The 23,453-nt window shown below is 60.2% G+C and carries 14 protein-coding genes and 1 pseudogene; 12 read left to right on the top strand and 3 right to left on the bottom strand.

Annotated features, from left to right (window positions below; genetic code table 11):
- The first annotated feature begins 50 nt into the window (after nt 1–50).
- The 4 genes from GMOLON4_RS07845 (at nt 51) to GMOLON4_RS07830 (ending at nt 6,737) form a co-directional block, all read left to right on the top strand.
- Nucleotides 51–383, top strand: a complete 333-nt coding sequence (locus GMOLON4_RS07845) for a hypothetical protein (RefSeq protein ID WP_026937803.1) — start codon at nt 51–53, stop codon at nt 381–383.
- A gap of 434 nt (nt 384–817) precedes the next feature.
- A complete protein-coding gene (gene mobF / locus GMOLON4_RS07840) occupies nt 818–4,366 on the top strand; it encodes a MobF family relaxase (protein WP_051267386.1) in 3,549 nt (1,182 codons plus the stop codon).
- 175 nt (nt 4,367–4,541) lie between these two features.
- Nucleotides 4,542–5,417, top strand: a complete 876-nt coding sequence (locus tag GMOLON4_RS07835; RefSeq protein ID WP_084147700.1) for a DUF3800 domain-containing protein — start codon at nt 4,542–4,544, stop codon at nt 5,415–5,417.
- A gap of 411 nt (nt 5,418–5,828) precedes the next feature.
- Nucleotides 5,829–6,737: a DUF3800 domain-containing protein gene (locus GMOLON4_RS07830; RefSeq protein WP_106486716.1), complete on the top strand. Its 909-nt coding sequence runs from the start codon at nt 5,829–5,831 to the stop codon at nt 6,735–6,737.
- A 99-nt stretch (nt 6,738–6,836) separates the two neighbouring features.
- On the opposite strand, the gene GMOLON4_RS07825 is transcribed toward GMOLON4_RS07830, so the two are convergent.
- A complete protein-coding gene (locus GMOLON4_RS07825) occupies nt 6,837–7,055 on the bottom strand; it encodes a DNA cytosine methyltransferase (protein WP_347277554.1) in 219 nt (72 codons plus the stop codon).
- Nucleotides 7,056–7,420: 365 nt separating this feature from the next.
- Here GMOLON4_RS07825 and GMOLON4_RS07820 point away from each other — a divergent pair.
- A pseudogene (locus GMOLON4_RS07820) lies at nt 7,421–7,648 on the top strand (class 1b ribonucleoside-diphosphate reductase subunit beta); the annotation flags it as partial.
- Between the two features lie 30 nt (nt 7,649–7,678).
- Here the strand turns inward: GMOLON4_RS07820 and GMOLON4_RS07815 are convergent.
- Nucleotides 7,679–8,899, bottom strand: a complete 1,221-nt coding sequence (locus tag GMOLON4_RS07815; protein ID WP_051267434.1) for a serine hydrolase domain-containing protein — start codon at nt 8,897–8,899, stop codon at nt 7,679–7,681.
- A 204-nt stretch (nt 8,900–9,103) separates the two neighbouring features.
- Nucleotides 9,104–10,462 carry a DNA cytosine methyltransferase gene (locus GMOLON4_RS07810; RefSeq protein ID WP_265576779.1) on the bottom strand — a complete coding sequence of 453 codons (1,359 nt, stop codon included), beginning with the start codon at nt 10,460–10,462 and terminating at the stop codon, nt 9,104–9,106.
- Here GMOLON4_RS07810 and GMOLON4_RS07805 point away from each other — a divergent pair.
- The 7 genes from GMOLON4_RS07805 to GMOLON4_RS07780 all read left to right on the top strand — a co-directional run bounded on the left by GMOLON4_RS07805 (nt 10,379) and on the right by GMOLON4_RS07780 (nt 23,292).
- A complete protein-coding gene (locus GMOLON4_RS07805) occupies nt 10,379–13,222 on the top strand; it encodes a DUF1156 domain-containing protein (protein ID WP_211222714.1) in 2,844 nt (947 codons plus the stop codon). The two genes, GMOLON4_RS07810 and GMOLON4_RS07805, sit on opposite strands and share 84 nt — an antisense overlap.
- 2 nt (nt 13,223–13,224) lie before the next feature.
- Nucleotides 13,225–16,620 carry a Swt1 family HEPN domain-containing protein gene (locus GMOLON4_RS07800; RefSeq protein WP_026937806.1) on the top strand — a complete coding sequence of 1,132 codons (3,396 nt, stop codon included), beginning with the start codon at nt 13,225–13,227 and terminating at the stop codon, nt 16,618–16,620.
- The gene (locus GMOLON4_RS16395; RefSeq protein WP_026937807.1) at nt 16,620–17,069 is read left to right on the top strand and encodes an ATP-binding protein; all 450 of its coding nucleotides are present in this window, start codon (nt 16,620–16,622) and stop codon (nt 17,067–17,069) included. Before GMOLON4_RS07800 ends, GMOLON4_RS16395 begins: the two co-directional genes overlap by 1 nt.
- An 8-nt stretch (nt 17,070–17,077) precedes the next feature.
- Complete coding sequence (locus GMOLON4_RS07795; RefSeq protein ID WP_265415367.1) at nt 17,078–18,169, top strand: IS630 family transposase; 1,092 nt, start codon at nt 17,078–17,080, stop codon at nt 18,167–18,169.
- A 68-nt stretch (nt 18,170–18,237) separates the two neighbouring features.
- Complete coding sequence (locus GMOLON4_RS07790; protein ID WP_245575547.1) at nt 18,238–19,284, top strand: hypothetical protein; 1,047 nt, start codon at nt 18,238–18,240, stop codon at nt 19,282–19,284.
- Nucleotides 19,268–20,251: a PD-(D/E)XK motif protein gene (locus tag GMOLON4_RS07785; RefSeq protein ID WP_051267350.1), complete on the top strand. Its 984-nt coding sequence runs from the start codon at nt 19,268–19,270 to the stop codon at nt 20,249–20,251. Before GMOLON4_RS07790 ends, GMOLON4_RS07785 begins: the two co-directional genes overlap by 17 nt.
- A gap of 653 nt (nt 20,252–20,904) precedes the next feature.
- Nucleotides 20,905–23,292: a Z1 domain-containing protein gene (locus tag GMOLON4_RS07780; protein ID WP_169516545.1), complete on the top strand. Its 2,388-nt coding sequence runs from the start codon at nt 20,905–20,907 to the stop codon at nt 23,290–23,292.
- Nucleotides 23,293–23,453 lie beyond the last annotated feature (161 nt).

The raw sequence follows: 23,453 nt of genomic DNA, 5'->3' as shown, positions 1-23,453 counted from the left end.
GGCGTCATCGGACGGGGCGCACCCCGGGCATGAACAGCCATCTTCAATTCGTGCGCACCGAACCAGCGATCGGTGGCCAATCGCCGGGAGAGAACGAAGAGGAAGAACACACCCGCGGTCAGGAACACGAGCATGCAGATGACCTGGACCATGTCATGTTCGCCGCAGCCCGCTCCGCAGGCGACACCGGGATCCGAAAGTCCATCTGCGTGCGCGGCCGTTGGGTGCTCGCCATGCCCGGAGGTGACCGCCGTCGTGGGGCTTCCGGGCGCGGCTTCAGCGTGCATTACCGACGCCGTTGCAGGTGCGGCCTCGTGGCGCCCACCATGCCCGAAGGCGTGCATGAGTACGGCGCACAGGAGGAGAGCGCCGAGTGCGAATAGCGCAACGAGGAACCGGGGTGGGTGCGGGCTGACCGGACGCGAAGGGGCGGTATTCGCTATCGACATACCTCCACCTCCCGGGCCGGTAAGACTCAAATTGCCTCACCCATTCTATTTCAATACCACTCCGCATGATACCTCCCCGGGGTATTCAGCGGGAGTGTGGTTTCTGAGTGGCATGTGCCAAAGGACGGAACGAGCAGCTGCCCGAGGTCGGCACTCGCGGCGTTGACCTGCGCACTGAACCAAGGTATGCCGTGGAGGTTCTTGTCGCCTGGACTTGATCGATCACGCCGGTCGTTGACACAGGCCAGACCTTCGTCTGTAGCCCCACGCGTCTGGCAGATCGAGGAACGTCGCCTTCCGCGACGAGTTCGTGACGCCTCAGATGCCACATGTTCACCTCCTCCGTAACGGAGGATAGGTGGGCACGAATGACGGTGTCGATGAGGCTGATGTCGGCGGGCGATGGGTACAAGTACCTGTTGCGCACCGTCGCAGCCGGGGACGGTGACCGCGACCTCTCGACGCCGCTGACGCGCTACTACGGCGCCGACGGCACGCCACCCGGCAGGTGGATGGGTGATGGCGTGGCTGCGCTTGGAGGCGGACGACTCCTCGTGGGCGAAGAGGTCTCCGAGGCCCAGCTCCAGCTGCTCATCGGTATGGGCCGCGACCCCATCACGGGCGAACCACTCGGGCGGGCGTATCCGCAATACAAGCCCAGAGCCGATCGGATCGCCGAGCGAGTCGCTGCGCTCGCGCCCGATCTAAGCGCTGCGGCGCGCGGTCGCGAGGTGGCTGCGATCGAAGCTGAAGAGTCAGCGCGGGGCACCCGTCGAGCGGTCGCAGGATATGACTACACGTTCTCGATCCCGAAGTCCGCCTCCGTGCTCTGGGGGGTCGCCGACGCTGGGACGCAATCGCTCATCGTTGATGCCCACCATGCGGCGGTTGCAGAGGTGGTTGCGTTCATGGAGCGCGAAGTTGCAGCCACTCGCGCCGGTGCAACCCCCGGCGACGGTGCCGTTGCGCAGGTCGACGTACGCGGGTTGATCGCGACGGCATACGACCACTACGACTCACGGGCTGGTGACCCACACCTACACACCCACGTCGTCATCAGCAACAAGGTCCAGACCGTGCTCGACAACAAATGGCGCAGCCTCGACAGCCGCCCGATGCACGCCGCAACGGTCGCGCTCTCCGAGCTTCATGAAGCCGTGTTCGCCGACCACCTCACACGCACACTGGGCGTCGAATGGGAAGCCCGCGAGCGAGGTCGCGACCGAAACCCGGCGTGGAGCATTGCCTCAGTTCCGCAGGCCCTGGTCGATGCGTTTTCATCGCGTTCGAGACACATTGATGAGGAGAAGGATCGTCTCATCGCGGCGTACGTCGATAAGCACGGCAGGCAGCCATCCAGTGCGAGGATCATCAAGCTGCGTGCTCAGGCGACACTCGCGACGCGGCCGGAGAAGGAGATCCATTCGCTCGCTGACCTCACTGACCGCTGGCGGCAACGCGCTGGGGCGATCCTGGAGGAAGGCGCGACGAGCTGGGCGCGAACGGTTGTCGCCAACGATGCGCCAATGTTGTTACGTACAGACGATATGCCAGTGGACGTCATCGCGAACCTCGGTTCGAGCGTGGTCGCGACTGTAGGGGAGAAGCGCTCCACCTGGCGACGCTGGAACCTCACCGCCGAGGCGGCCCGCCAGACAATGGGGTATCGCTTTGCGAGCACGCGCGACCGCGAGGCGGTGATCGGCATGGTCGTGGATGCTGCCGAGAGTGCATCATTCCGGTTGACGCCGCCCGAGCTGGCATCCAGTCCCGCAGTCTTCCGACGTGCCGATGAGTCGTCGGTGTTCCGCCCGAAGCATTCCACCGTCTTCTCATCAGGGGAACTGCTCGACGCCGAGGACCGATTGCTGCAGCTCTCACGGACGACGTCGGGCCCCACAATTCCGCTGGCGACCATCGAACGAGTTTCGCGGAAGCCGGACGGTGAGCGACGGATGCTCGGCGTTGATCAAGCATCCGCGCTGGCGGCGATCGCCGTGTCTGGACGCGTGGTCGACGTGCTGGTCGGCCCCGCCGGAGCAGGAAAGACGACAGCGATGAGCGCGCTCCGCCGGGCGTGGGAGAAGGAGCACGGCCCAGGCTCTGTTGTCGGACTCGCGCCCTCGTCGGGCGCGGCCGAGGTGCTCGGCGAAGACCTCGGGATCGTGACTGAGAACACCGCGAAGTGGTGGCAGACACACCTCCAAACCGGTGAGACGTTCACCGCGAATCAGCTCGTCATCATCGACGAGGCATCCCTTGCCGGAACGCTGTCACTTGACCGCATCGTCGGGCTCGCGGCGGACACTGGAGCGAAGGTGTTGCTCGTTGGTGACTACGCGCAGCTCCAAGCTGTGGACGCGGGCGGTGCGTTCGGGCTTCTCGCTCACGACCGTGACGACGTCGCCGAACTCGTCGACGTGCACCGTTTCACACACGACTGGGAGAAGCGCGCCTCCCTCGACCTCCGCCACGGTCGCGCCGAAGTGCTCGACACCTACGCGGAGCGCGGCCGCATCGTTGAGGGTGACACCGAAGCCATGATCGAGGCCGCGTACGCTGCATGGCGGACCGACCAACTCGTCGGGCGGGCGACCGTGCTCGTCTCTGACTCGAACAAATCGGTCACTGCGCTCAACACTCGTGCACGTACAGCCCTGATCCTCGATGGTGTCGTGCGCGGCCCGCGCGAAGTTGACCTGCACGACGGCACCCAAGCGGCGAACGGCGACGTCGTGATCACGCGTAAGAACGATCGGCGACTTCGGGCAGCTGGAAGCTGGGTACGCAATGGTGACCGGTGGCACGTTCTCGATGTTCGCACGGATGGTTCGATGCTCATTCGACGGGAAGGACGCTCACGAGGAGCCAACCTGCTGCTCCCGGCAGACTACGTCGCCGAGCACGTCGATCTCGGCTACGCTGTCACCTCCTTCCGCGCCCAAGGCCTGACCACTGACACAGCGCATGTACTTGTGGATGCTTCGCTGACGCGCGAGAGCCTGTACGTCGCAACGACCCGGGGTCGCGACGCGAACATCGCCTACGTCGCAGTCGACAAGCCCGATGACTCCCACGTAGGTCCGCACCCCGGCGACCATGGGGAGGCCACCGCACAGAGCGTTCTGAGTGGTGTGCTCCAGCACGTGGGCGCCGAGCTGTCTGCGCACGAAACCCTCGCCGCCGAGCAAGAGCTCTGGGGAACCATCGCCCAGCTCGCCGCCGAGTACGAGACGATCGCCGCTGCCGCGCAGCGCGACCGGTGGGCGTCGCTGATCAGGTCCTCCGGGCTGAGCGCCGAGCAAGCGGAGAGTGTGGTCGATTCTGATGCGTTCGGGCCGCTTACCGCTGAGCTACGCCGGGCTGAGGCTAACAACCACGACGTCGAGCGACTGCTGCCTCGTCTCGTGCCTGCGCGTGACTTCGGTGACGCCGACGACATCGCCGCGGTGCTGCGTCACCGTGTGGCTACTGCAACCACACGACCCGCCGGATCGGGGCGCATCAAGAAGCCCGCGAGGCTCATCGCTGGGCTCATTCCCGAAGCGACCGGTGCGATGAACGAGGAGATGCAACGCTCACTCACGGAGCGTGCGGAGCTGATCGAAGAGCGGGCAGACGCACTCCTCAGCGCGGCAATTACTGATTCAGCGCCATGGTTGACGGCAGTCACCGCCGAGCCTGGCGATCTGCGCAGCCTCAACGTCTGGCGCCGCAACGCTCGCGTGGTCGCCGCTTATCGCGATCGGTACGGAGTCACGGCAGCGACACCTCTCGGGCCCACTCCCGATGCCACAACCCAGAAGGTTGACCGTGCACGCGCTGAGGGTGCGCTTCGCTCGATCGAAGGACTGGCACGATCGTCGTGGGAGGGGTCACGATCAAGCGCCAGACCGGCTGAGGTCCCGAGGCTTTGACCCCGAGACCGTCTCGATGTCGGTGCTGCCCAGTATCCTGGGCGTAACCTTCTCGAACTCCGATCGCTTGCTCGGTCTGCGGAGTACGCGTAGGATTGGGCCTGGACGCGCATTTGCGCTCCACTTCCGAGGCCCGTGTTTCTGACACGGGCCTTCGTGTTTCCTGGAGGAATGATTGTACATCGGCTACTTCGACGAGTTCGGTCACAACGGCCTCTACGTCAGCAGGGAGCACGAGTCGTACAAGACCCATCCAGTATTCGGTCTCGGGGGCTTCATCATCCCGGTGGACAACGTGCGTGAACTCTCCGGCGCGTTCCGATACATCAAAGAGTCCGGACTCAAAGAAGAGATCGACGTCAAGGTGATCTCGCAAGGGAAGAAGGTTGAGCACTGGGAGAAGAAGGGATCGGCCCTCCTCACCACGCAGAACGTTGAGAAGTACCGCGAGGTACGCCGCATCATTGGACGTGTACTCACGAAGCTCGAACAGTTGGACGCAAAGGTCGTCTTCTACGGTCAGGAGAAGCCGCGCGGAGGCCCCGAGGCGATCTCAGAGACCAATGCTAAACGGTACGACCACGCCATGAAGCAGCTCATCCAGCGGATCCACTGGAATCTCCCCGATGGAGAGAATCTCATGATGATCCTCGATAAGCAGGGTGACCGGGAACGTCTCGAAGTGTTCGCGGGTGCGGCCTCGTTCATGTTCTCCCACGAGAACGCCACACGGTTGCTGGAGCCCCCGATGGAGGTTGAGAGCCACCTCTACCAAACAGTGCAGTGCGCAGATTGGATCTGTGCATTGCTGGGCCGCATCGCTGCCTACAAGTTCGACCCTGATTTCGAAGAGTTCAAGTGGGCGCCCAAGTACTTCGGCGATCGTCTTGCACGAGTCACGAGTGACAGCAGCAAAGTCCGTGCTGAAAGCGGCGGCAAGGACCTCTACCCGAGATACATGGGCAACTTCACCACCTGCTATGACCCAGTGCGTGTGCCAGCATCGAGAGGTTCCCTGCAAGCGCTGAAGGATCGCTTCTCAAACCAGTAGCGGACCGGCGCGATTTTCGCTCAGCGAGTAGAATCGAGGTGTGCCACGCACCGCTGGACAGCAGTGGACACACAGCCTGTTTCAGAGTGGCACGCAGAGGGCACGGCCCCGCTGCGGGCCCCGAAGTTCCGCGTGATCACGCGGCCCATGACGAGTACTGGGACTTCTAGGGGTCCTCGATCCTTGAGTCTGTCGAAAGGTTCTTGAGCCTGTCGAAAGGCGGTCCTTGAGCTTGTCGAAAGGCGGTCCTTGAGCTTGTCGAAAGGCGGTCCTTGAGCTTGGCAGTTAACAACGAAAGTGGCTAGCATGGTTTCCGGTAGCGGAGAATGAAATAGGTCTCTGAGCGCCGATTCGGAAAGCCCGCGCGAGAGCGCGGGCTTTCGTGTCGGAGGCTGCGGACAAGATGGATGCATGCTTCTGGCGTATCTTGACGAGGTTGGCGAGACCGGCGCGTTCGTGTCGAAGGATCATTCCCGATTTAACACCAGTCCTGCCTTCGGCTATGCGGGATTCGTCGTGCCAGCTCCCGAAGCTCGACGTTTCGGTAGTTGGTTTGCCGAGGAGAAGCGGAAGGTCTACGCCACCGAAATCGCCGCCAGCGACCGACCCGCACAATGGGAGAAGAAAGGCTCTGCGATCTTCCGTAGGGTAACTCTCGACAAGTATCCTCAGCAGATCCGCGTTTTTAGCGCACTGGTGCGGCGGCTCCGCTCGGTCGGTGGAAACCTCTTCTACTACATCGATGAGAAACCACTTGGGACGCCGAACCAGACTCACCTAGACACGGATGCCCGCGAGGCCATGGCCATGAAGGAGACGCTGAACCGTCTTGCGCGCCACGCTGAGAGTCGTCACAATCATCTGCTTGTGATGATGGATCAGGTAAACGAGAAACAGCGCATTGAACGGATGCCGACGATGTACGCCCACATGTTTAGTCGTTCGGGTGAGTTCGAGGAGATGCGGCGGATCGTCGAGCCGCCGATGCATCTAGATAGTGCCGTAAGTGCGAATATCCAGTTTGCCGATTGGGTTGCAGCTTGCGTATCCCGGGCGGTCGAATATCAGCTCATCGAGCATTCTGATTTTGGATGGATTACGGGTGGCGCAATCGATGCGGTTCGGGGCTCGTTCACCCATGAATCGAAGTTGCATCTCTGGAACAAGGGTGTGCCGGATATGCATCACTCCACAATCTTCAGTCGGGATCGGCCGCTCTATCCGAAACTGGGTGGTCAGCGGCTTGTTTCTGTGACGCCACCTGAAGTTCAGCGAAGGCTTCGCGCGATGGCGCAGCAGAAGTCGAAGCGCACAGAGTAGCTATGTGAGGTCGCGATATTCTAGGGGGAACCTGTTGGCGGGATCACAAGCTGGCGGTTTCAAAAAGTTGCACACGCCAGTTGACGCCACCACATTGCTCTAGAACTGTCGTTCGAGCTGCTGCGCTATCGCCTTCCCCAGGGGGATGGGTACGGCGTTGCCGATCTGCCGCGCAATCGCAGTCTTCGACCCCACGAATCGGTGGTTGTCTGGGAACCCTTGAAGCAGAGCCGCCTCATAGTGCGTGATCGCTCGGTTCTCAGTGGGGTGGAGGTACCGACCCTTCTCGGGCTTGAAGAATTCGGTCCGAATCGTCACTGATGGTCGATCGGCATGAAGCCTGCCCATGACATCGCCAGAGCCCGATGTGTGCTTTCGCCAGCACGGTGCTTTCAGCTCGTCCGGCAGGTCAAAGCGATTCCCGCCGGGAGGGATGCTCGCGAAACGCTTGAGCGAGAGGTCCTGATAGCTTCTGCTCCAGTGAAGTTCGCGGGGTGCAAATTCCCCGGGAAAAACTTTGCCGTGGTGCTCTACAGATCTGGCCGAGAAAACCGAGTCACGGTCTGGAAGCGCGGGAACACCGGCAAACCATTCCGAGACGGTACTGTGCCTCTTCTTGCCATCTTCTCCAGTAGCCGAGTGCGTGGCACCGGGAAAACCGGGAATCCGTAAGTCGTTGTGATGGCCAATCGGAGGACGTGAAGAAGTTCCTCGACTACAACGCGAACAAGGCGCTGATGAACCTCGGCTACGAGCCGATGTTCCCGTCGTCGGTGACGGATGTGAACCCGTCGATCCTGTCGGCGCTGTCGCCGGGCTCAGACGAGAACCACGACTTTTTCTCGGGGTCCGGGTCGTCGTGTGTGATTGGTGTCGCCGAGAACACCCATGACGAGGACTGGGACTTCTAGGGGTCCTGTAGCCAGTCAACCCGCGCGCCGCTACCCGGCCGGGGGCACGTGATCGGGGGAGAGCTCGGCGGCGATCGAAGTCCAGATCTCGATCGCATGGTTTTGCGTCGAATCACTTTCCTTGCCGCTCACGGCGACTACCGCGACCGTGAGATCCTCTGGAGGCAAATAGGCGTGCACCACCCCGGTGCCCGCGAAGAGCGGGGTCTGGTGGATCCATCCCGCGCGAACGATCACGCCCATTCCGTAGTACTGATCCTCGGTGAACTGCCTGCAAGCCGTGCAGGATGCCGGAGGTGCCGGGAGCTCCGCGGTCTCCGGGGCGATCATGGCGTCGAACGAGGCATCCGAGAGCAGCGATCCTGTGCCTATGGCCTGCGCGGACTCGGCGAGGTCGCAGATGTTCGTGGCAACCACTGAACCGGGGGCAGTCTGCCACGAGGGGTTCCAGTAGGTCGTGTCCTCGAAGACCTCGCGCTCGCTGCTGAAGGAGTGGAGCACAGGCTCGGGAACCGCGCTCGTGAGCACCGGCGTCGTCGAGGCGAGCCCCATCGGGGTGATGACCCGTTCCGTCAGGAGGTCGGCGAGCGGTTGCCCGCCAGCGGCCGCGAGCACCTCGCCCAGGATCACATAGCTGGTGTGTGCGTAGTTCCAGGCCGTGCCGGGTTCGTACAAGGGGGGAGTCGTGAACGCGTAGTCGAGCAGGTCGTCCGCGTCGAACTGCTGGAAGGGGTTCTGCAGGAAGCGCTCGCCGAAGGCGGGGTCCCGCACGTAGTCGGGGTAGCCAGAGGTGTTCTGCACAAGCATCTTGAGCGTCACCTCGTCCGCGCGGGGAACGTCGAGGTCGGGCAGCCATTGCGAGATCGTGTCGTCGAGGGTCAGGGTGCCATCCTCAGCCATCAAGAGCAGCAGGGTCCCCATGTAAGCGAACGCCACATTCCCGTTGCGGAAGTGCATGTCCAGCTCGGCGGGCACCCCGTGGATCGAGTCGCCGATCGCTCCGGTGGCGATCACCTCATCGCCGCGGGTCACGCGATACAGCGCGGAGGTGAGCCCCGAGCCGTCCACCGCCTGCTGCACGATGTCCGCGACCGTGCTCCCGTCCTCTCCGACCGCAATCTCCTCGTTCGCACAGACCGTGCTGTCGACCGGCGGGCCCCCGTCCTCCGAAGCGCCGTTTGACACGGACACCGTGCTGCAACCAGTCACTCCGAGTATCACCGCGAGGCACGCCAAGAAGGTTTTGCGCATGGGCTCACCGTAGCAGTGGAGCCGTGCTTTTCGATGGTGATATTTCTTCCACGCCGACACCCTGCGGTCTGCTGATCGCAGCAGGGAGAGGAACGTCTGATTGGCAATTTGACGTTTTGGTATTCGATTGGGGGAGTGGCCCGCTGGGGCCCATTCGCGTGGCCTCAAAAAGGTGCTGGCTCCAGCTGAGCCAAACACATTGCGCTAGAAATGCCGTTCGAGCTGCTGCGCTATCGCCTTCCCCAGGGGGATGGGTACGGCGTTGCCGATCTGCCGCGCAATCGCAGTCTTCGACCCCACGAATCGGTGGTTGTCTGGGAACCCTTGAAGCAGAGCCGCCTCATAGTGCGTGATCGCTCGGTTCTCAGTGGGGTGGAGGTACCGACCCTTCTCGGGCTTGAAGAATTCGGTCCGAATCGTCACTGATGGTCGATCGGCATGAAGCCTGCCCATGACATCGCCAGAGCCCGATGTGTGCTTTCGCCAGCACGGTGCTTTCAGCTCGTCCGGCAGGTCAAAGCGATTCCCGCCGGGAGGGATGCTCGCGAAACGCTTGAGCGAGAGGTCCTGATAGCTTCTGCTCCAGTGAAGTTCGCGGGGTGCAAATTCCCCGGGAAAAACTTTGCCGTGGTGCTCTACAGATCTGGCCGAGAAAACCGAGTCACGGTCTGGAAGCGCGGGAACACCGGCAAACCATTCCGAGACGGTACTGTGCCTCTTCTTGCCATCTTCTCCAGTAGCCGAGTGCGTGGCACCGGGAAAACCGGGAAACGGCAAGTCTTTGTGATGACCAATGAGTACGGCCCGCTTCCGAGCTTGCGGAGCCCCGTAGTCCGCGGCGTTCAGGACAGCGTGCCGGAACGCGTAATCCTCAAGCCAACCACCAGGTTGAGTCGCTGCCACGAATTGCTCGAACTGCGTCGACTTTGCAAATGCTGCGACGTTCTCCACCACGAAGTACCGCGGTTTGACGAGATTGAGCGTCTTCGCATACTGAACCCAGAGGGAATTGCGCTCATCCTCTACATCTTGCTTCCCAAGAGTCGAAAAGCCCTGGCATGGTGGGCCTCCGACGACGACGTCGACGTCACGCGGCATCCGATCTGAAGACAACCAGTCCTGGATCGAGCCGGTATAGACGATGCCTCGTCCAAACGTTGCTTCGAACGATGCCGCAGCCGCGGGATCCATCTCGACAGCAGACACCGTCTCGAAACGCTCGGATGATTCGTGGAAGCCAGCAGTCAGCCCTCCCGCGCCCGCAAAGAGATCAAGAACGCGAATCGTGCTGCTGGTCATAGGTCGTAAGCCTAGTTGGCGCCAGCGACATGCGCGGTCGGCGCGCCAGCCGCGACGATTGCGGGTCGAGTTCAGAATGTCGCTGGCCGATAGGCTTGGGTCAACGATCAAGGTGAGGTTTCCTGCACACTGGCGAATAGACGTCGATTGTGAGGTGGATGAAAGTATGACGGAGTGAGCTTGTCGAAGAAGAAGCTGATAGAGGTGGCTCTGCCGCTCGACGCGATCAATGCGCAGTCGGCGCGTGAAAAATCGATTCGTCATGGCCACCCCTCAACGCTTCACCTGTGGTGGGCACGCCGCCCACTCGCGACGGCGAGGGCGGTGCTCTTCGCTCAGCTCGTGGACGACCCATCTTGCCGAGAGGAGGAGTTTCGAGCTGAAGGGACGGCACGAGGCGAAACTGATGCGGATGCATTCGCTGAGCAGCGCGTGGAATCCGAGCGCGAGCGGCTCTTCGACCTCATTACACGCATGGTCGACTGGGACAACCTCGGCGACGAGGCGCTATTCGACGAGGTGCGCGCGGAAATCGATCATTCGACGGGCGGCAAACCGCCCGCAATCCTTGACCCGTTTGCAGGTGGCGGCACGATTCCGTTGGAGGCGCAGCGGCTTGGGCTCGAGGCTCATGCTTCTGACCTCAACCCCGTCGCAGTATTGATCAATAAGGCGCTCATCGAGATTCCGTCGAAGTTTGCGAATCGACCGCCGGTATATCCCGATGCCGCGGGCGAGAGAATTGGTTGGCCGAAGGCAACGGGTCTGGCCGAGGATGTTCGCCGCTACGGTGCGTGGATGCGTGATGAGGCGGAACGCAGGATAGGTCACCTGTACCCGAAAGCGAAGCTTGAGGACGGCAGCGAGGCGAACGTTATTGCCTGGATCTGGGCTCGCACCGTGACGTGCCCGAACCCGGCTTGTGGTATAGAAATGCCGCTTGTGCGTTCGTGGTGGTTGGGAAAGAAGAAAGGCAAAGAAGCATACGTCGTGCCGTCGGTCGTGGACGGGCGGGTTGAGTATTCGATTGGGCATGACAAAGCCGGGGCGCCGACCAAAGAAAACGACGGCACGATGTCAGGACGGAAGGGGGCAATTTGTGTGTCTTGTTCCTCTGCTGTCTCTGTGGACTACATTAAAGATCAAGGAGTCCACGGCGGCCTCGGTGCAACGCTTATTGCCATCGTGGCAGAGGGCAGACGCCAACGAATTTATATGGAGCCGAATTCTGAGCACATTAGTGCTGCCTCCGTACCAGCGCCGCAAGACGTGCCAACCCAAAAACTAGGTATAGACCCTAGGAATATTTGGACGCCTTCCTATGGACTGAAAACCTACGCGTCGTTATTCACGAACCGGCAGCTGACGGCATTGACGACGTTCAGTGATCTTGTTGGTGAAGCGCGGGAACAGGTGATGCATGATGCGCTTGACAAGGGTATACCAGAAGGCGAGCGACTCGAAGAAGGTGGTGCGGGTGCTGCGGCTTATGCGGATGCGGTTAGTACTTACCTTGCCCAAGCAATTAGTCGAGTCACCAACAAGCTGTCTTCAATATGTACTTGGGACTCGAGTCCGAAAATGGAATCAGTGAGGGGAGTGTTTGCGAGGCAAGCAATCCCGATGGCCTGGGATTTCGCCGAGGCGAACCCTTTTGGAGGCTCCGGTGGAGATTACTTAGAAGACCTCGCGTGGGTTACTCGGGTACTCGACCGTTTGCCAGCGGCTGGATATGGAGTGGTGGAATCTGCTGACGCGGCCTCGAGGGACTATGAAAATGTGGTCTTATCGACAGATCCACCGTATTACGACAACATCGGTTATTCGGATCTTTCGGATTATTTCTATGTGTGGCTCCGCCGATCCCTGCGGGCTATTCACCAGGACTTGTTTAGCACTATGTTGGTTCCGAAGGCAGAAGAGCTTGTAGCAAATCCGTACCGCCACGGTGGCAGAGAAGGTGCGCGGGATTTTTTCGAACACGGATTCGAGGACGTATTCGCACGTGCGCGCGAGAGCGCAAACTCTGCCTATCCGATCACCGTTTACTACGCATTCAAACAGTCGGAGATCGACGCTGAGGGGACGGCCTCCACGGGGTGGGAAACCATACTCGGAAGCATGATCCGTGCTGGCTGGTCGATAACCGCAACTTGGCCCGTTCGATCGGAGCTCGGTAACAGGATGATTGCCAGCGGAACCAACGCGCTTGCTTCATCAATCGTCCTTGCACTTCGCCCGCGACCCGAGACCGCGCCACCTATTGATAGACGGAGTTTTTCCGCTGAATTGCGGGCAACGTTGCCGGACGCATTGCGTGCTCTGCAGCAAGGGAGTGTTGCGCCCGTGGACCTGGCACAAGCAGCGATTGGCCCGGGCATGGCCGTGTTTTCGAAGTACTCGGAGGTCATCGAGTCTGACGGGTCGAGCATGCGTGTTAGGGAGGCGCTCCGCCAGATTAACGCGGTGCTCGACGAAGTCGTGTCGGAACAAGAGGGCGAGTTCGACGCCGACACCCGGTGGTGCATCGCCTGGTACGAAGGGCACGGTTTTGACGAGGCGCCGTACGGCGAGGCCGAGACGCTGGCGAACGCGAAGAATGCCTCGATAGATGCTCTGCGAAGAGCGGGAGTTCTGCGGTCCGGTGGCGGCAAGGTTTCGCTCTTCAGCCCGGACGAGCTGCCCGAGGGATACGACCCGGCCAAGGACTACCGCATCAGCCTTTGGGAGATCACGCTGCATCTGGCACGCGCGCTCAACGACGACAGTGGCGGACTCGACGTTGCCGGGCGCATCCTCAACCGCGCGGAGGCGCGCGGAATTAACGGATCAGCAGTGCATCAACTTTCATATTTACTGCACCAAATCAGCGAAAAGAAGGGTCGCACTTCCGCGCAGATCCTTTTCAACGACGTCGCGGCTTCGTGGCCGGAAATCCGTGCCGCGGCCCGGGCGGACGAACAGACGAGCACATCCCGCGCGGTATCTACGCAACTTGATTTTGACTCGCTCGGGGAGATCTGACCATGGCCATCAGCAACAGAGAACGTGTGGGTCGAGCGCTGGAGCAACTCAGCGCTGGGCTCGAACCCTTTGTAGAAGACACTTTGCGACCGCACGTTCCCGAAGGGCTTGACTGGACTGCGATCCTACGGGTCAAAGACGGCGAAACGCGCGCACCTCGTGACTACGACCCCACCGACGTGCAGATCCAGCTGCGCGCGGTGACGGAACGCCTCGGGGCGCTTGGGTTTGTCTTCAACGATCGCTTGTCTCGCGCCGAACAAAACCTCGCGGGGGAGATGCGCGAAGTGCGCAATCGCTGGGCTCATGACAACAGACCCTTTAGCGCAGACGACACCTATCGAGCGCTCGACACGTGTGAGCGACTTCTCCGCGCGATCGGTGCGCCAAAGCAGGCCGACGTTGTGCGACGCATGCGAGTCGACGCTCAACGAGCGACATACGCCGAGGAGACAAGGCGCGACGTGCGAGCCGCATCTGCTGCGATGCCCGAGCTCGCAGACGCCGAGCTGACTCCGTGGCGAGAAGTGCTCTCACCGCATCCCGACATCGCCGAGGGTAACTTCGCGCGCGCTGAGTTCGCGGCCGACCTTCACCAGGTTGCGGTTGGGGAAGCCTCACCGGAGTACGGTGACCCGATTCAGTTCTTCGAACGCACCTACCTCACTGAGGGACTGAAGACACTGCTCAAGATGAGTGCGAAGCGTATTGCTGGCGATGCAAACGCGCAGTCGGTCGTTAACCTGCAGACGACCTTCGGAGGCGGCAAGACGCACTCGATGCTCGCAGCGTGGCACCTATTCAGCGAGGAGGGCCTCGACGCGTATCCCCAGCAGTTGCAGGATTTGTTCAGTGACAAAGACTCAACGGCATTCGATCGAGCGGTCCATCGCGTCGCGATCGTCGGCAACGAGATGGCGCCGGGACAACCCACGATTAAACCGGATGGCACCGTCGTCAACACGATTTGGGGTGAGCTCGCCTGGCAACTGGGAGGCACGGATGGGTTTGCGATGGTTGCGGAGGCCGACCGAACTGGTACGAACCCGGGTGAGGCATTGCGAACGCTTATTGCGCGCTATTCGCCCGCGCTGATCCTGATCGACGAATGGGTCGCCTACGCCCGTGGGCTCTATGGTCGCGATGATCTCGTCGGCGGGACTTTTGACACTCAATTCACGTTCGCGCAGCAGCTCACGGCGGCCGTGCAGTCTGTTCCTGGTGCGCTATTGCTCGTCTCGATTCCATCTTCCGACGTGCGGTTAGACGAGCCGGATGCACCGACAGCGGGTTCGGAGTTAGAGATTGGTGGGGCGAACGGCCGTGCAGCGCTGCAGCGGTTGCAGCATGTGGTTGCTCGAGTGGCTCACAATTGGACTCCTGCTTCGAGCGGAGAGTCTTTCGAAATCGTGCGGCGTCGACTGTTCACCGAGCCGGACGCCGAAGGAAGAAGAAAGATCGACGCTACTGTGCGTCGATTTACCGAGTACTACCGTGGTCAGGTCGGTGAGTTGCCGACGGAAACGCGCCAGGTGGAATACGAGGCACGGTTGCGGGCGGCGTACCCGATCCATCCGGAACTCTTTGACAGACTTTACGGCGACTGGTCGACGCTTGAGCGATTCCAGCGCACGCGTGGCGTGCTGCGGCTGATGAGTGCGGTGGTGCACTCGCTCCATGCATCCGGTGACGACTCGCCACTTATTATGCCGGGATCGCTCCCACTCGATGACTTGGCTGTGCGCGACGAGGTGACCGCCTACCTCGACGACGCGTGGCGCAGCATTATCGAGACTGACATCGATGGGGAGAATGCCGCCCCGCTGCAGATCGATAGAGAGCGGCCATTGTTTGGCCGGCGAGCCCTCACCCGACGAATCGCGCGAGCACTGTTCCTTGGATCTGCCGCGACGCTGGACAGTGGGCACAAGGGCATCGAGCGCCAACGGGTGTTCCTGGGCGTCGCGATGCCGGGTGACAGCCTTGGCAACTTTGGCTCCGCACTGCAGATGCTTGCCGACCGTGCCACCTACCTCTACTCCGAGGGCACGCGCTATTGGTACGACCGTCAACCCTCCGTGAACCGGATGGTCGCGGAACGTGCTCAGGCAATCGACGTCGAGGATGTATATAGCAAAGCCGTGTCGCTGCTGCGCGGAACCACCGGCACAGCCCCGGAATTCGCATCCGTCGTCCTTGCTCCCGAAGCGACCTCTGATGTGACCGAAGCCGAATCCGTGCGGCTGGTGGTCTTGCATCCGAGGCATAGCTTTGCTTCGAAAGGTAAGGACGGCCCGGGGAGAGAATTCGCCGGGGAACTTCTTCGGCATCGCGGAAGTGCGGCGCGACAATTCGCGAACACGATCGTCATGCTAGGTGCGGATCAAAACCGTTGGGCTGAAGCTGAGGATGCCCTGCGGCAACACATCGCCTGGGCCGACATCGCGTCATCCGTGCGAGAGCTCGACCTCACCCAAAGTCAGGCCGAGCATGCTCGGCGGCGCGAAAGTGAGACGCGTGCCGTTGTCGATCAACGACTCACGTCTGCGTGGATATGGGCGACGTTCCCGGAGCAGGCCGACGGTTCGCAGCCAGCCACACTGACGACCATGAAGGTGGAGGGTCACGAATACAGGCTCGCGGTTCGCGCAGGCCTGCGCCTCGGGCGGGACGATGTTATCTACACGAACACGTCGCCCCTTGCGCTTTGGCTCGTGCTGAACGGACACCTTCGCAGCCGATGGAATCGGGGATACATCTCGGTTGGTGAGCTGTGGCAATACCACCTGCAGTATCCGTACATGCCGAGGCTCAGAGACAAAGACGTGCTGCTGGGAGCGATCCACGCGGTCATGGCTGAAGCGACATGGACCGAGCGAGGATTTGCGCTCGCGGACGACTATGACGAAGCAACTGGCGACTTCATAGGCTTGCGGATCCCGTTTGAGTCGAGCTCGGCGGGCACCGTTGACGACTCAACGCTGCTCGTGGCGCCTCGGCTCGCCGAAGAACAGGTCGCGCGTGAACGCGCCGACGCTGCAGCGAATGCGCAGTCGACGGTCGCTGTAGGTGCGGCGGGACCGACGGGCGGCACGTCCGCTGGCTCCGCGACAACACCTCGGGTGGGCGAGACTTCCGTTCGGGAACGTCAAATCGTGAAGAACGCTCGCTACCACGGTGAGATCGAGCTGAACCCGGGAACGGATCTCCGAAACCAGATGATGCTCCTAGCTGAAGAGCTTCTGGAGCACCTCCGGCGCGCTGGCCCGGACAAGCTCGAGATTCGTATCGAGATTGATGCAGACAAGTCATCGGGATTTGACGACGCCACGGTGCGAACCGTACGAGAGAACGGTAGCCAACTCGGCGTGTACCCGAATTCGTTCGAGGACCTCTGATGTCAAATATTGCGAGAGTCGTCAGAACGCGAGAGGTGCCGCCCCACGCCTCAATTGCAGAGGCCGTCGGGCGACACCACACGTTCGAAACTGCTGTTGCCGACATCGTTGACAACAGTATCGATGCGGGTGCGGAACACGTGCTAGTCAGATTCCTCCAACGGGATGGAGCGGTAACCGGGCTGCAGGTCATCGATGACGGATCAGGAATGGACAGTGCGAGCCTCGACAACGCGATGGAGTTTGCGCGGCAGCGAGAGTACGGTGCATCCGAGCTCGGTCACTTTGGGCTCGGCCTGAAAGCAGCATCGCTTAGCCAAGCGAACATACTGAATGTTTATTCTCAGCGGTACGGAGCGGTACCGGCGGGGCGAAGCATCCACGATCGAAATCGCACTAGCATTCATGAACTAGTGTGTTGCACCGTTAATTCGTTGCTAGTTTTGTAGAATGGAGTATGGCAACACGTGGACCTTCTCTTCCCGAACTGAAGCTCTCTGAAACTGAGCGTGACCAACTGGAACGGTGGGTGCGTCGCCGGAAGTCAGCGCAGGATCTCGCGTTGCGTTCTCGGATCGTGTTGGAATGCGCGACTGGGGCTTCGAATTCCGAGGTGGCCAATCGTATGGCGGTGTCGTTACCGACGGTGCGCAAGTGGCGTTCGCGGTTTCTGGAGCGGCGGCTGGACGGGCTCGTTGACGATCCGCGGCCGGGTCGCCCCGCGCTGATCAGTGTGGACCGTGTGGAACAGGTGGTCATCGACACGCTGGAATCGACGCCGCAGAACGCGACGCACTGGTCACGGGCGAAGATGGCGGAAAAGTCGGGGCTGTCGAAATCGACAGTGGGGCGGATCTGGAAGGCATTCGGGTTGAAGCCCCACCTGGAGGAAGGGTTCAAGCTCTCCAACGACCCGCTGTTTACTGAGAAGGTCTACGACATTGTTGGCCTCTATCTGAACCCACCCGAGTCGGCGGTGGTGCTCAGTGTGGATGAGAAAAGTCAGGTGCAGGCTTTGGCCCGCTCGCAACCGGCGTTCCCGATGATGCCGGGAGTCCCCGAACGGCGCTCACACGACTATGTCCGGCATGGCACCACGAGTTTGTTTGCCGCGCTGAACGTCGCTGACGGGACGGTGATCTCCTCAATTCATCGTAAGCATCGCTCGATCGAGTTCAAGAAGTTCCTCCAGAAGATCGACAAGAACGTCCCCGAACACCTCGACGTGCATGTGATCTGCGATAACTACTCCACACACAAGCACCCCACCGTTAAGGCGTGGCTTGCCAAGCACCCTCGGTTTCACATGCACTTCACGCCGACTTACTCGTCATGGATCAACCAGGTTGAACGGCTCTTCGCCGAAGTTACTCGTGATCTTTTACAGCGTTCCGATCATCGCAGCGTGCAAGCGCTCGAGAGAGACCTCCGCGGTTGGGTGAAGGCGTGGAACGAGAACCCGAAGCCGTTCATCTGGACCAAGACCGCCGAGGAAATCCTCGAATCCATCGCCAAATACCTGAAACGAATTAACGGATCAGGACACTAGCGGACACCGACGTCGACTCGATTCTGAAAAACCTCCGAGTTGATTTCGCAATTTCCACGGGCACCGTCGTGGAATGGAAAAAACCCCGAACGTTTCTGTCCAGCACCGATACCAGTGACCGTGAGCGTTGGCTTGATGACCGAATCAGCTCACTGATGACTCACCTCGGAATCGTCTTCCACCGGCACCTCGAACTACTGAAAGTTCGCGTGACAGTCGATGTATTTGACATCGGTTATGAAGAGTCGGGTGCACCGCGCAAGGTGGCACCAATTGATCCGTTCGGGTACACGTCTTTGCCCAATGACAAGTTTCCGGCCGAGATGAGTTTTTCGATCGACGGCAAGGATTGTTCTGCCACGGCGCACATATGGCCAGCGAATCAATCTGGGCGCCCCGAGTTTCGGCTCGGAGGTAATCCCGGGTCACGAGCGCAAGGCTTTTATTTTTATCGCAATGATCGATTGCTACAAATCGGGGGCTGGAACACACTCACTATAGAACGTCCCGAACTGGAATACGTGCGGATTGCGATGGATATTGGCGAGGCACTGCAGCCGCACATCACCATCAACCCGGAAAAGGCGGGGCTCGAGCTCGATTCCGACCTGCGTGAAGCACTTAGCAATGCGGTGATTCGGCCCGACGGAGCATCATTCTTTGACATGCTCTCGGTGGCTGAAGGGCGGCGAAGCGAGAGCCGACGCTACGTCAAGCGACCGGTCACGCTGGTGAGCCCAGGCCGAGGACTGAGCGCATCCCTTCGTCAAGCCTTCGCCGAGTCGGTGGAACCATCGGAAGCTGGTCCGGTCGATATTCGCTGGCAATTCGATCCTGATTCCGAATCGCTCGTTCGCGTAGACCTCGAAACGCGAACGCTTTGGCTGAATACTGTATACAGGGAAATGTTGTCGCGTGTCGACCCCAGCGACAATCACGACGCATCCGTGATCAAGACGCTTCTCCTCATCGTGTATTCGAAGTATTTTGAAGGCGCTTATCTCGGCCCACGTGAGAAAGCAGAAATTGCGGCATGGGATCAGCTTCTGCTGGCAGCAGTGCGTGACGAATCGAGCCGTCGAGAGAAAGACTTGCGGGATGACGGAGAACGCTGACCAAGACCCAACTCACCTTGATCCGAGCACCATAGAAGAATATTTCAAGTTCGGCGAGAGCACTGCATTTCCGGTGTTCCCCTCGGCCGAAATTCGAATGCGAATCGTTCCGGCCGAGGAAGCGATTGAACTGACAGTTCCCGCGGTGGGGGCTGAACCTGAGGTGACTCGCTTCGAGAAGCTAACTATCGGGCGTTACACCCAATCGGGGCGCGAGTGGTTTCGGCTCACTGTTGATGCGACGGGCATGCATTATGAGGCGTATGTCTTGGTCGAAGCCATCGTCGAACAGATGCGGGCGGGCGCGACATTTCGGCTCTCCGTCTCGGAAGCGCTCTCTTCCTTTAAAGACTTGCTCTCGAACCGGCAACGACTGACCGATGAGAAGGAGCTCGGGCTCATTGGAGAGCTGCTCGTGCTCCAACACGTGCTCGCAGAAATCGGTGAAGAAGAGGCCTTGGTGTCGTGGCTAGGCCCTCGTGCCGAGGAGCACGATTTCGGGTTCGCGGACTTTGACGCCGAGATAAAAACGACAAAGTCGGAGTCCCGTACACATCTCATCGGCTCGGAGTCACAGCTCGAACCGTCGAGGGATCGACCGCTCTTCCTCGTATCGATACAGCTGACATTGGCTGGCGGCGCATCGAGGGCGATCACGCTTCCGTCGCTGATCGCGGATATTCGATCCCGACTCGAATTCGGGTTACGTTCGTTCGACGCCACGATGGAATGCATCGGGTGGCGACAAGCCGATGCCGATCTCTATCCGCGAAGATTTCAACTGCGCTCCGAACCCAGGGCGTATCTCGTCGACGACCAGTTCCCAGCGATCACGTCAGGTCGGCTCGACCAAGTCGTGCCGAACCGCGCCAATGTCGTAGGTGTGACTTACCGTGTGAATGTTTCGAATCTCAACTACAGCGCGGTTCATTCACCGCTTGACACGTTCTGCGAGGCACCAGCTTGATTCACGAAGAAGATGATCGGATCTCGAGGTCAGTCCGGAAAGTCCTCGGTCAAATCCGCGATACCGGACCGGAGAATCTCGTCGAACTTGTGGAATTTGATCTACGCAAGTCTTCCGTGAACCCAACCGAGGCGGACATCATTGCCTCAACGACGGTGGCCGAATTCAATGATCCAACTCGGCGTGCCATGCACCTCGCGCTCGCAGCCTGGGACGCATCAACCGACCCGGATTGGGGCGGTTCCACGAAGCAGGGGAGTCCCGAGCGCCGCGAGCTGATTTACAACCTTCTCGAGATTTCTCCAACCGTGCGCGAACGACTCGATGCGGAATTCCCGAGCGCCTCACAAATGGATGCGATGATCGTCGACCCGAACAACTGGACGCCGTGGTATGACGCAGATCGCAGGGCTTCGCATGACTTTTACTGGCGTGCGTATCGAGGCGTCCTTGAGCGAAAGGGTTGGGACGTCGACGCTCTGACGACTCTCGATCGCTCGACCACTGAGATTGTCCAACGATTGGCGGACCCAAGCGCAGCCCTCGGTTATCAGACGAAGGGACTCGTCGTCGGGCACGTTCAAAGCGGCAAGACGGCGAACTTTACTGGCATCGTTGCGAAGGCTATCGACGCGGGCTACCGACTCATCATCGTGCTTACCGGCACCATCGAGCTGTTGCGTGGGCAGACTCAACGGCGACTCGATATGGAGCTTGTCGGTGAAGAAAACATTCTTGACGGCGCCGACGTCGACGATCCGGATTCGATTCGCGAGATTGACTACATCGGGACACAAGATTCCGACTGGTATTCCGGGAAATTCCTGCGCCACGGGCAGGACGTACATTCGCTGCCCGAAGTGCCCGCAATTAAGCGGCTAACGACCGCGAAGCAGGACTATAAGAAGCTAAGACTCGGCAAAGACACATTGGATTTCCGCCGAACCGGCGAACTCCAGGACATGGCCAAGCCGGTCTACGCGTCAGAGAACATCCACTCGGTTGATGTGCGACTCGCGGTCATGAAGAAGAACACGACCGCGCTGAAGAACCTCCTCCACGATCTCAAGAACATCCGCGCTGATGGCAAGGAGATTCCGGCGCTCATCATCGACGATGAAGCGGATCAGGCATCCGTCAACACCGTAAATCCGCGCTCGACGAAGGAGAGTCGGGCGGACGCAAAGAAGCGCTCGACGATCAATAAGCTCATCGCTCAGTTGTTGCAAGAGCTCCCTCGTGCCCAGTACGTCGGATACACTGCGACGCCATTCGCGAACGTGTTCATATCTCCGGACGACTCGGAAGACCTCTTCCCGAAGGACTTCCTCGTGAGCCTCGAACCGTCATCCCAGTACGCGGGTGGCCGCTATTTCCATGACCTTGGTGTTATCGATGACGATGCAAAGAATGATTCTGGGCGTTCTAACGAAGCCGCATTTGTGAGGGATCTGATCGCCGACGGCGAGAGCGATCCTCAGGCAGAGGACCAAGAGATTCGAGATGCATTGGATGCGTTCGTCCTCAGTGGTGCGATCAAGAAATGGCGACAAGCGAACCTCGAGGGCTTTGAATACCGGCACCACACAATGCTCGTCCATGAGTCCGTCCGGACTTCGGAACATTCCGAGCTTGCGGACCGCTTCCGAGACGTCTGGGCTCAGGCTGGCTACAGCACGCCTGCAGGGATGGCTCGGTTGAGGTCGTTGTATGACAGTGATTTTCGTCGCGTGCACGATTCTCGTGCCGAGTGGGAGAACCTTCCAATGCCGGAGCGTTTCGACGAGTTGAAGATGGCTATTGGAGAAGCTGTAAACGACATTACCGCGGATACTGACCCGGTGGTCGTCGTCAATGGCACTAAGGACAGTGACTATGACGCAATGGATTTTCAGCTGCGTCCGTATTGGCGCGTGATGGTTGGCGGTGCGAAGCTGAGCCGGGGTTTTACTGTCGAGGGGCTGACGGTTTCGTACTATCGCCGGCGTGCGACGGCAGCAGATACATTGATGCAGATGGGGCGATGGTTCGGTTACCGACCGGGGTACGGCGACCTCGTGCGGCTGTATATCGCTCGAGATGTGGTGGATTCGAAAGGTAAGTCGTACGACCTCTACGACGCATTTACCTCCATCATCGAGGATGAAGAGGAATTTCGGGATCAGCTGCGGAAGTTCTCTGAGTTGAAGGAAGATGGTCGGCCCGTTGTGAGACCGATCCATGTTCCGCCTCTCGTGTTTCAACAGCTCCCCTGGCTTCGGCCGACGGGAACTAACAAGATGTATAACGCTGTTCTGCAGTATGAAGGGGATGGAGGCGTTGCCAAGGACTTCAATTCGCTTGCCGATAGGGGTGACGGTTCGCGCAACAGGACGCACCTGGAAGCTATCGCGCCGCTGCTCCAGGGCCTTTCTGCACCGGCAACCTTTTGGGGCGCCAACGGCAGAGACTTTACGGCACGAACTCGAGTCGCTAGCGCTCAAGAGGTATTGACCGCACTCCGGCAAATCGAACTTGTTTCGAAGGATCAGCTCAGCCCGACCGTCGCGATGATGGAAAGAGCCATTCGCGAGGGCACACTCGACGATTGGGCGATCATTGTTCCCCAAGTGGGGGAGTCGTATCGGCGTGCGGTTAATGGATCGGAGATCTCGATCGGAGAGCGTCAACGACGAAAAGATAGGCCGGGTTATGCAGGTAGTGAGCCGAGGCACCGTACTGTCCTTGAAGTGGTCGCTGGTAAGCCAGGCATGGAACGTAAGGCCGGTGATGCTGCGGACGCGTCGGCCACGAGCACGCGCGGAGCGCTCCTGCTCACCTTCGCGTTTGACCCGGTTGTGACCAAGGAAGAAGCTGCCGCTGACGGCCGTCCCGAAAAGTCACGGTTGAAGCGCTCCGCTTGGCCAGACAAAATCCAACCCGAGGACGTCGCTACGCTGATCTCGCTCGCGATGCCCTACGGGTCCGCGCCGCGCGGTCGAATCGGGTTTGGCGTCAGGCGCGAGGACGAGCCAGACATGGCGATTGTGGATTCGGACTAGGCACAGGGGAGGAAGATGGGGCAACCCCCGCAGCTATTCTGCTCAACCGCCGACGTGTCGGAATTGCCCAAGCAGCCCAACGCCTAACGCCTGCGGACCGCACGAATCCCGCCTTTCACAACGATGAGGCTGGCGACTAATGGCCCCACCTGACTTGGACC

The sequence above is a fragment of the Gulosibacter molinativorax genome (assembly GCF_003010915.2).
Classification (GTDB): domain Bacteria; phylum Actinomycetota; class Actinomycetes; order Actinomycetales; family Microbacteriaceae; genus Gulosibacter; species Gulosibacter molinativorax.
This window is presented reverse-complemented; position numbering and strand designations above follow the sequence as displayed.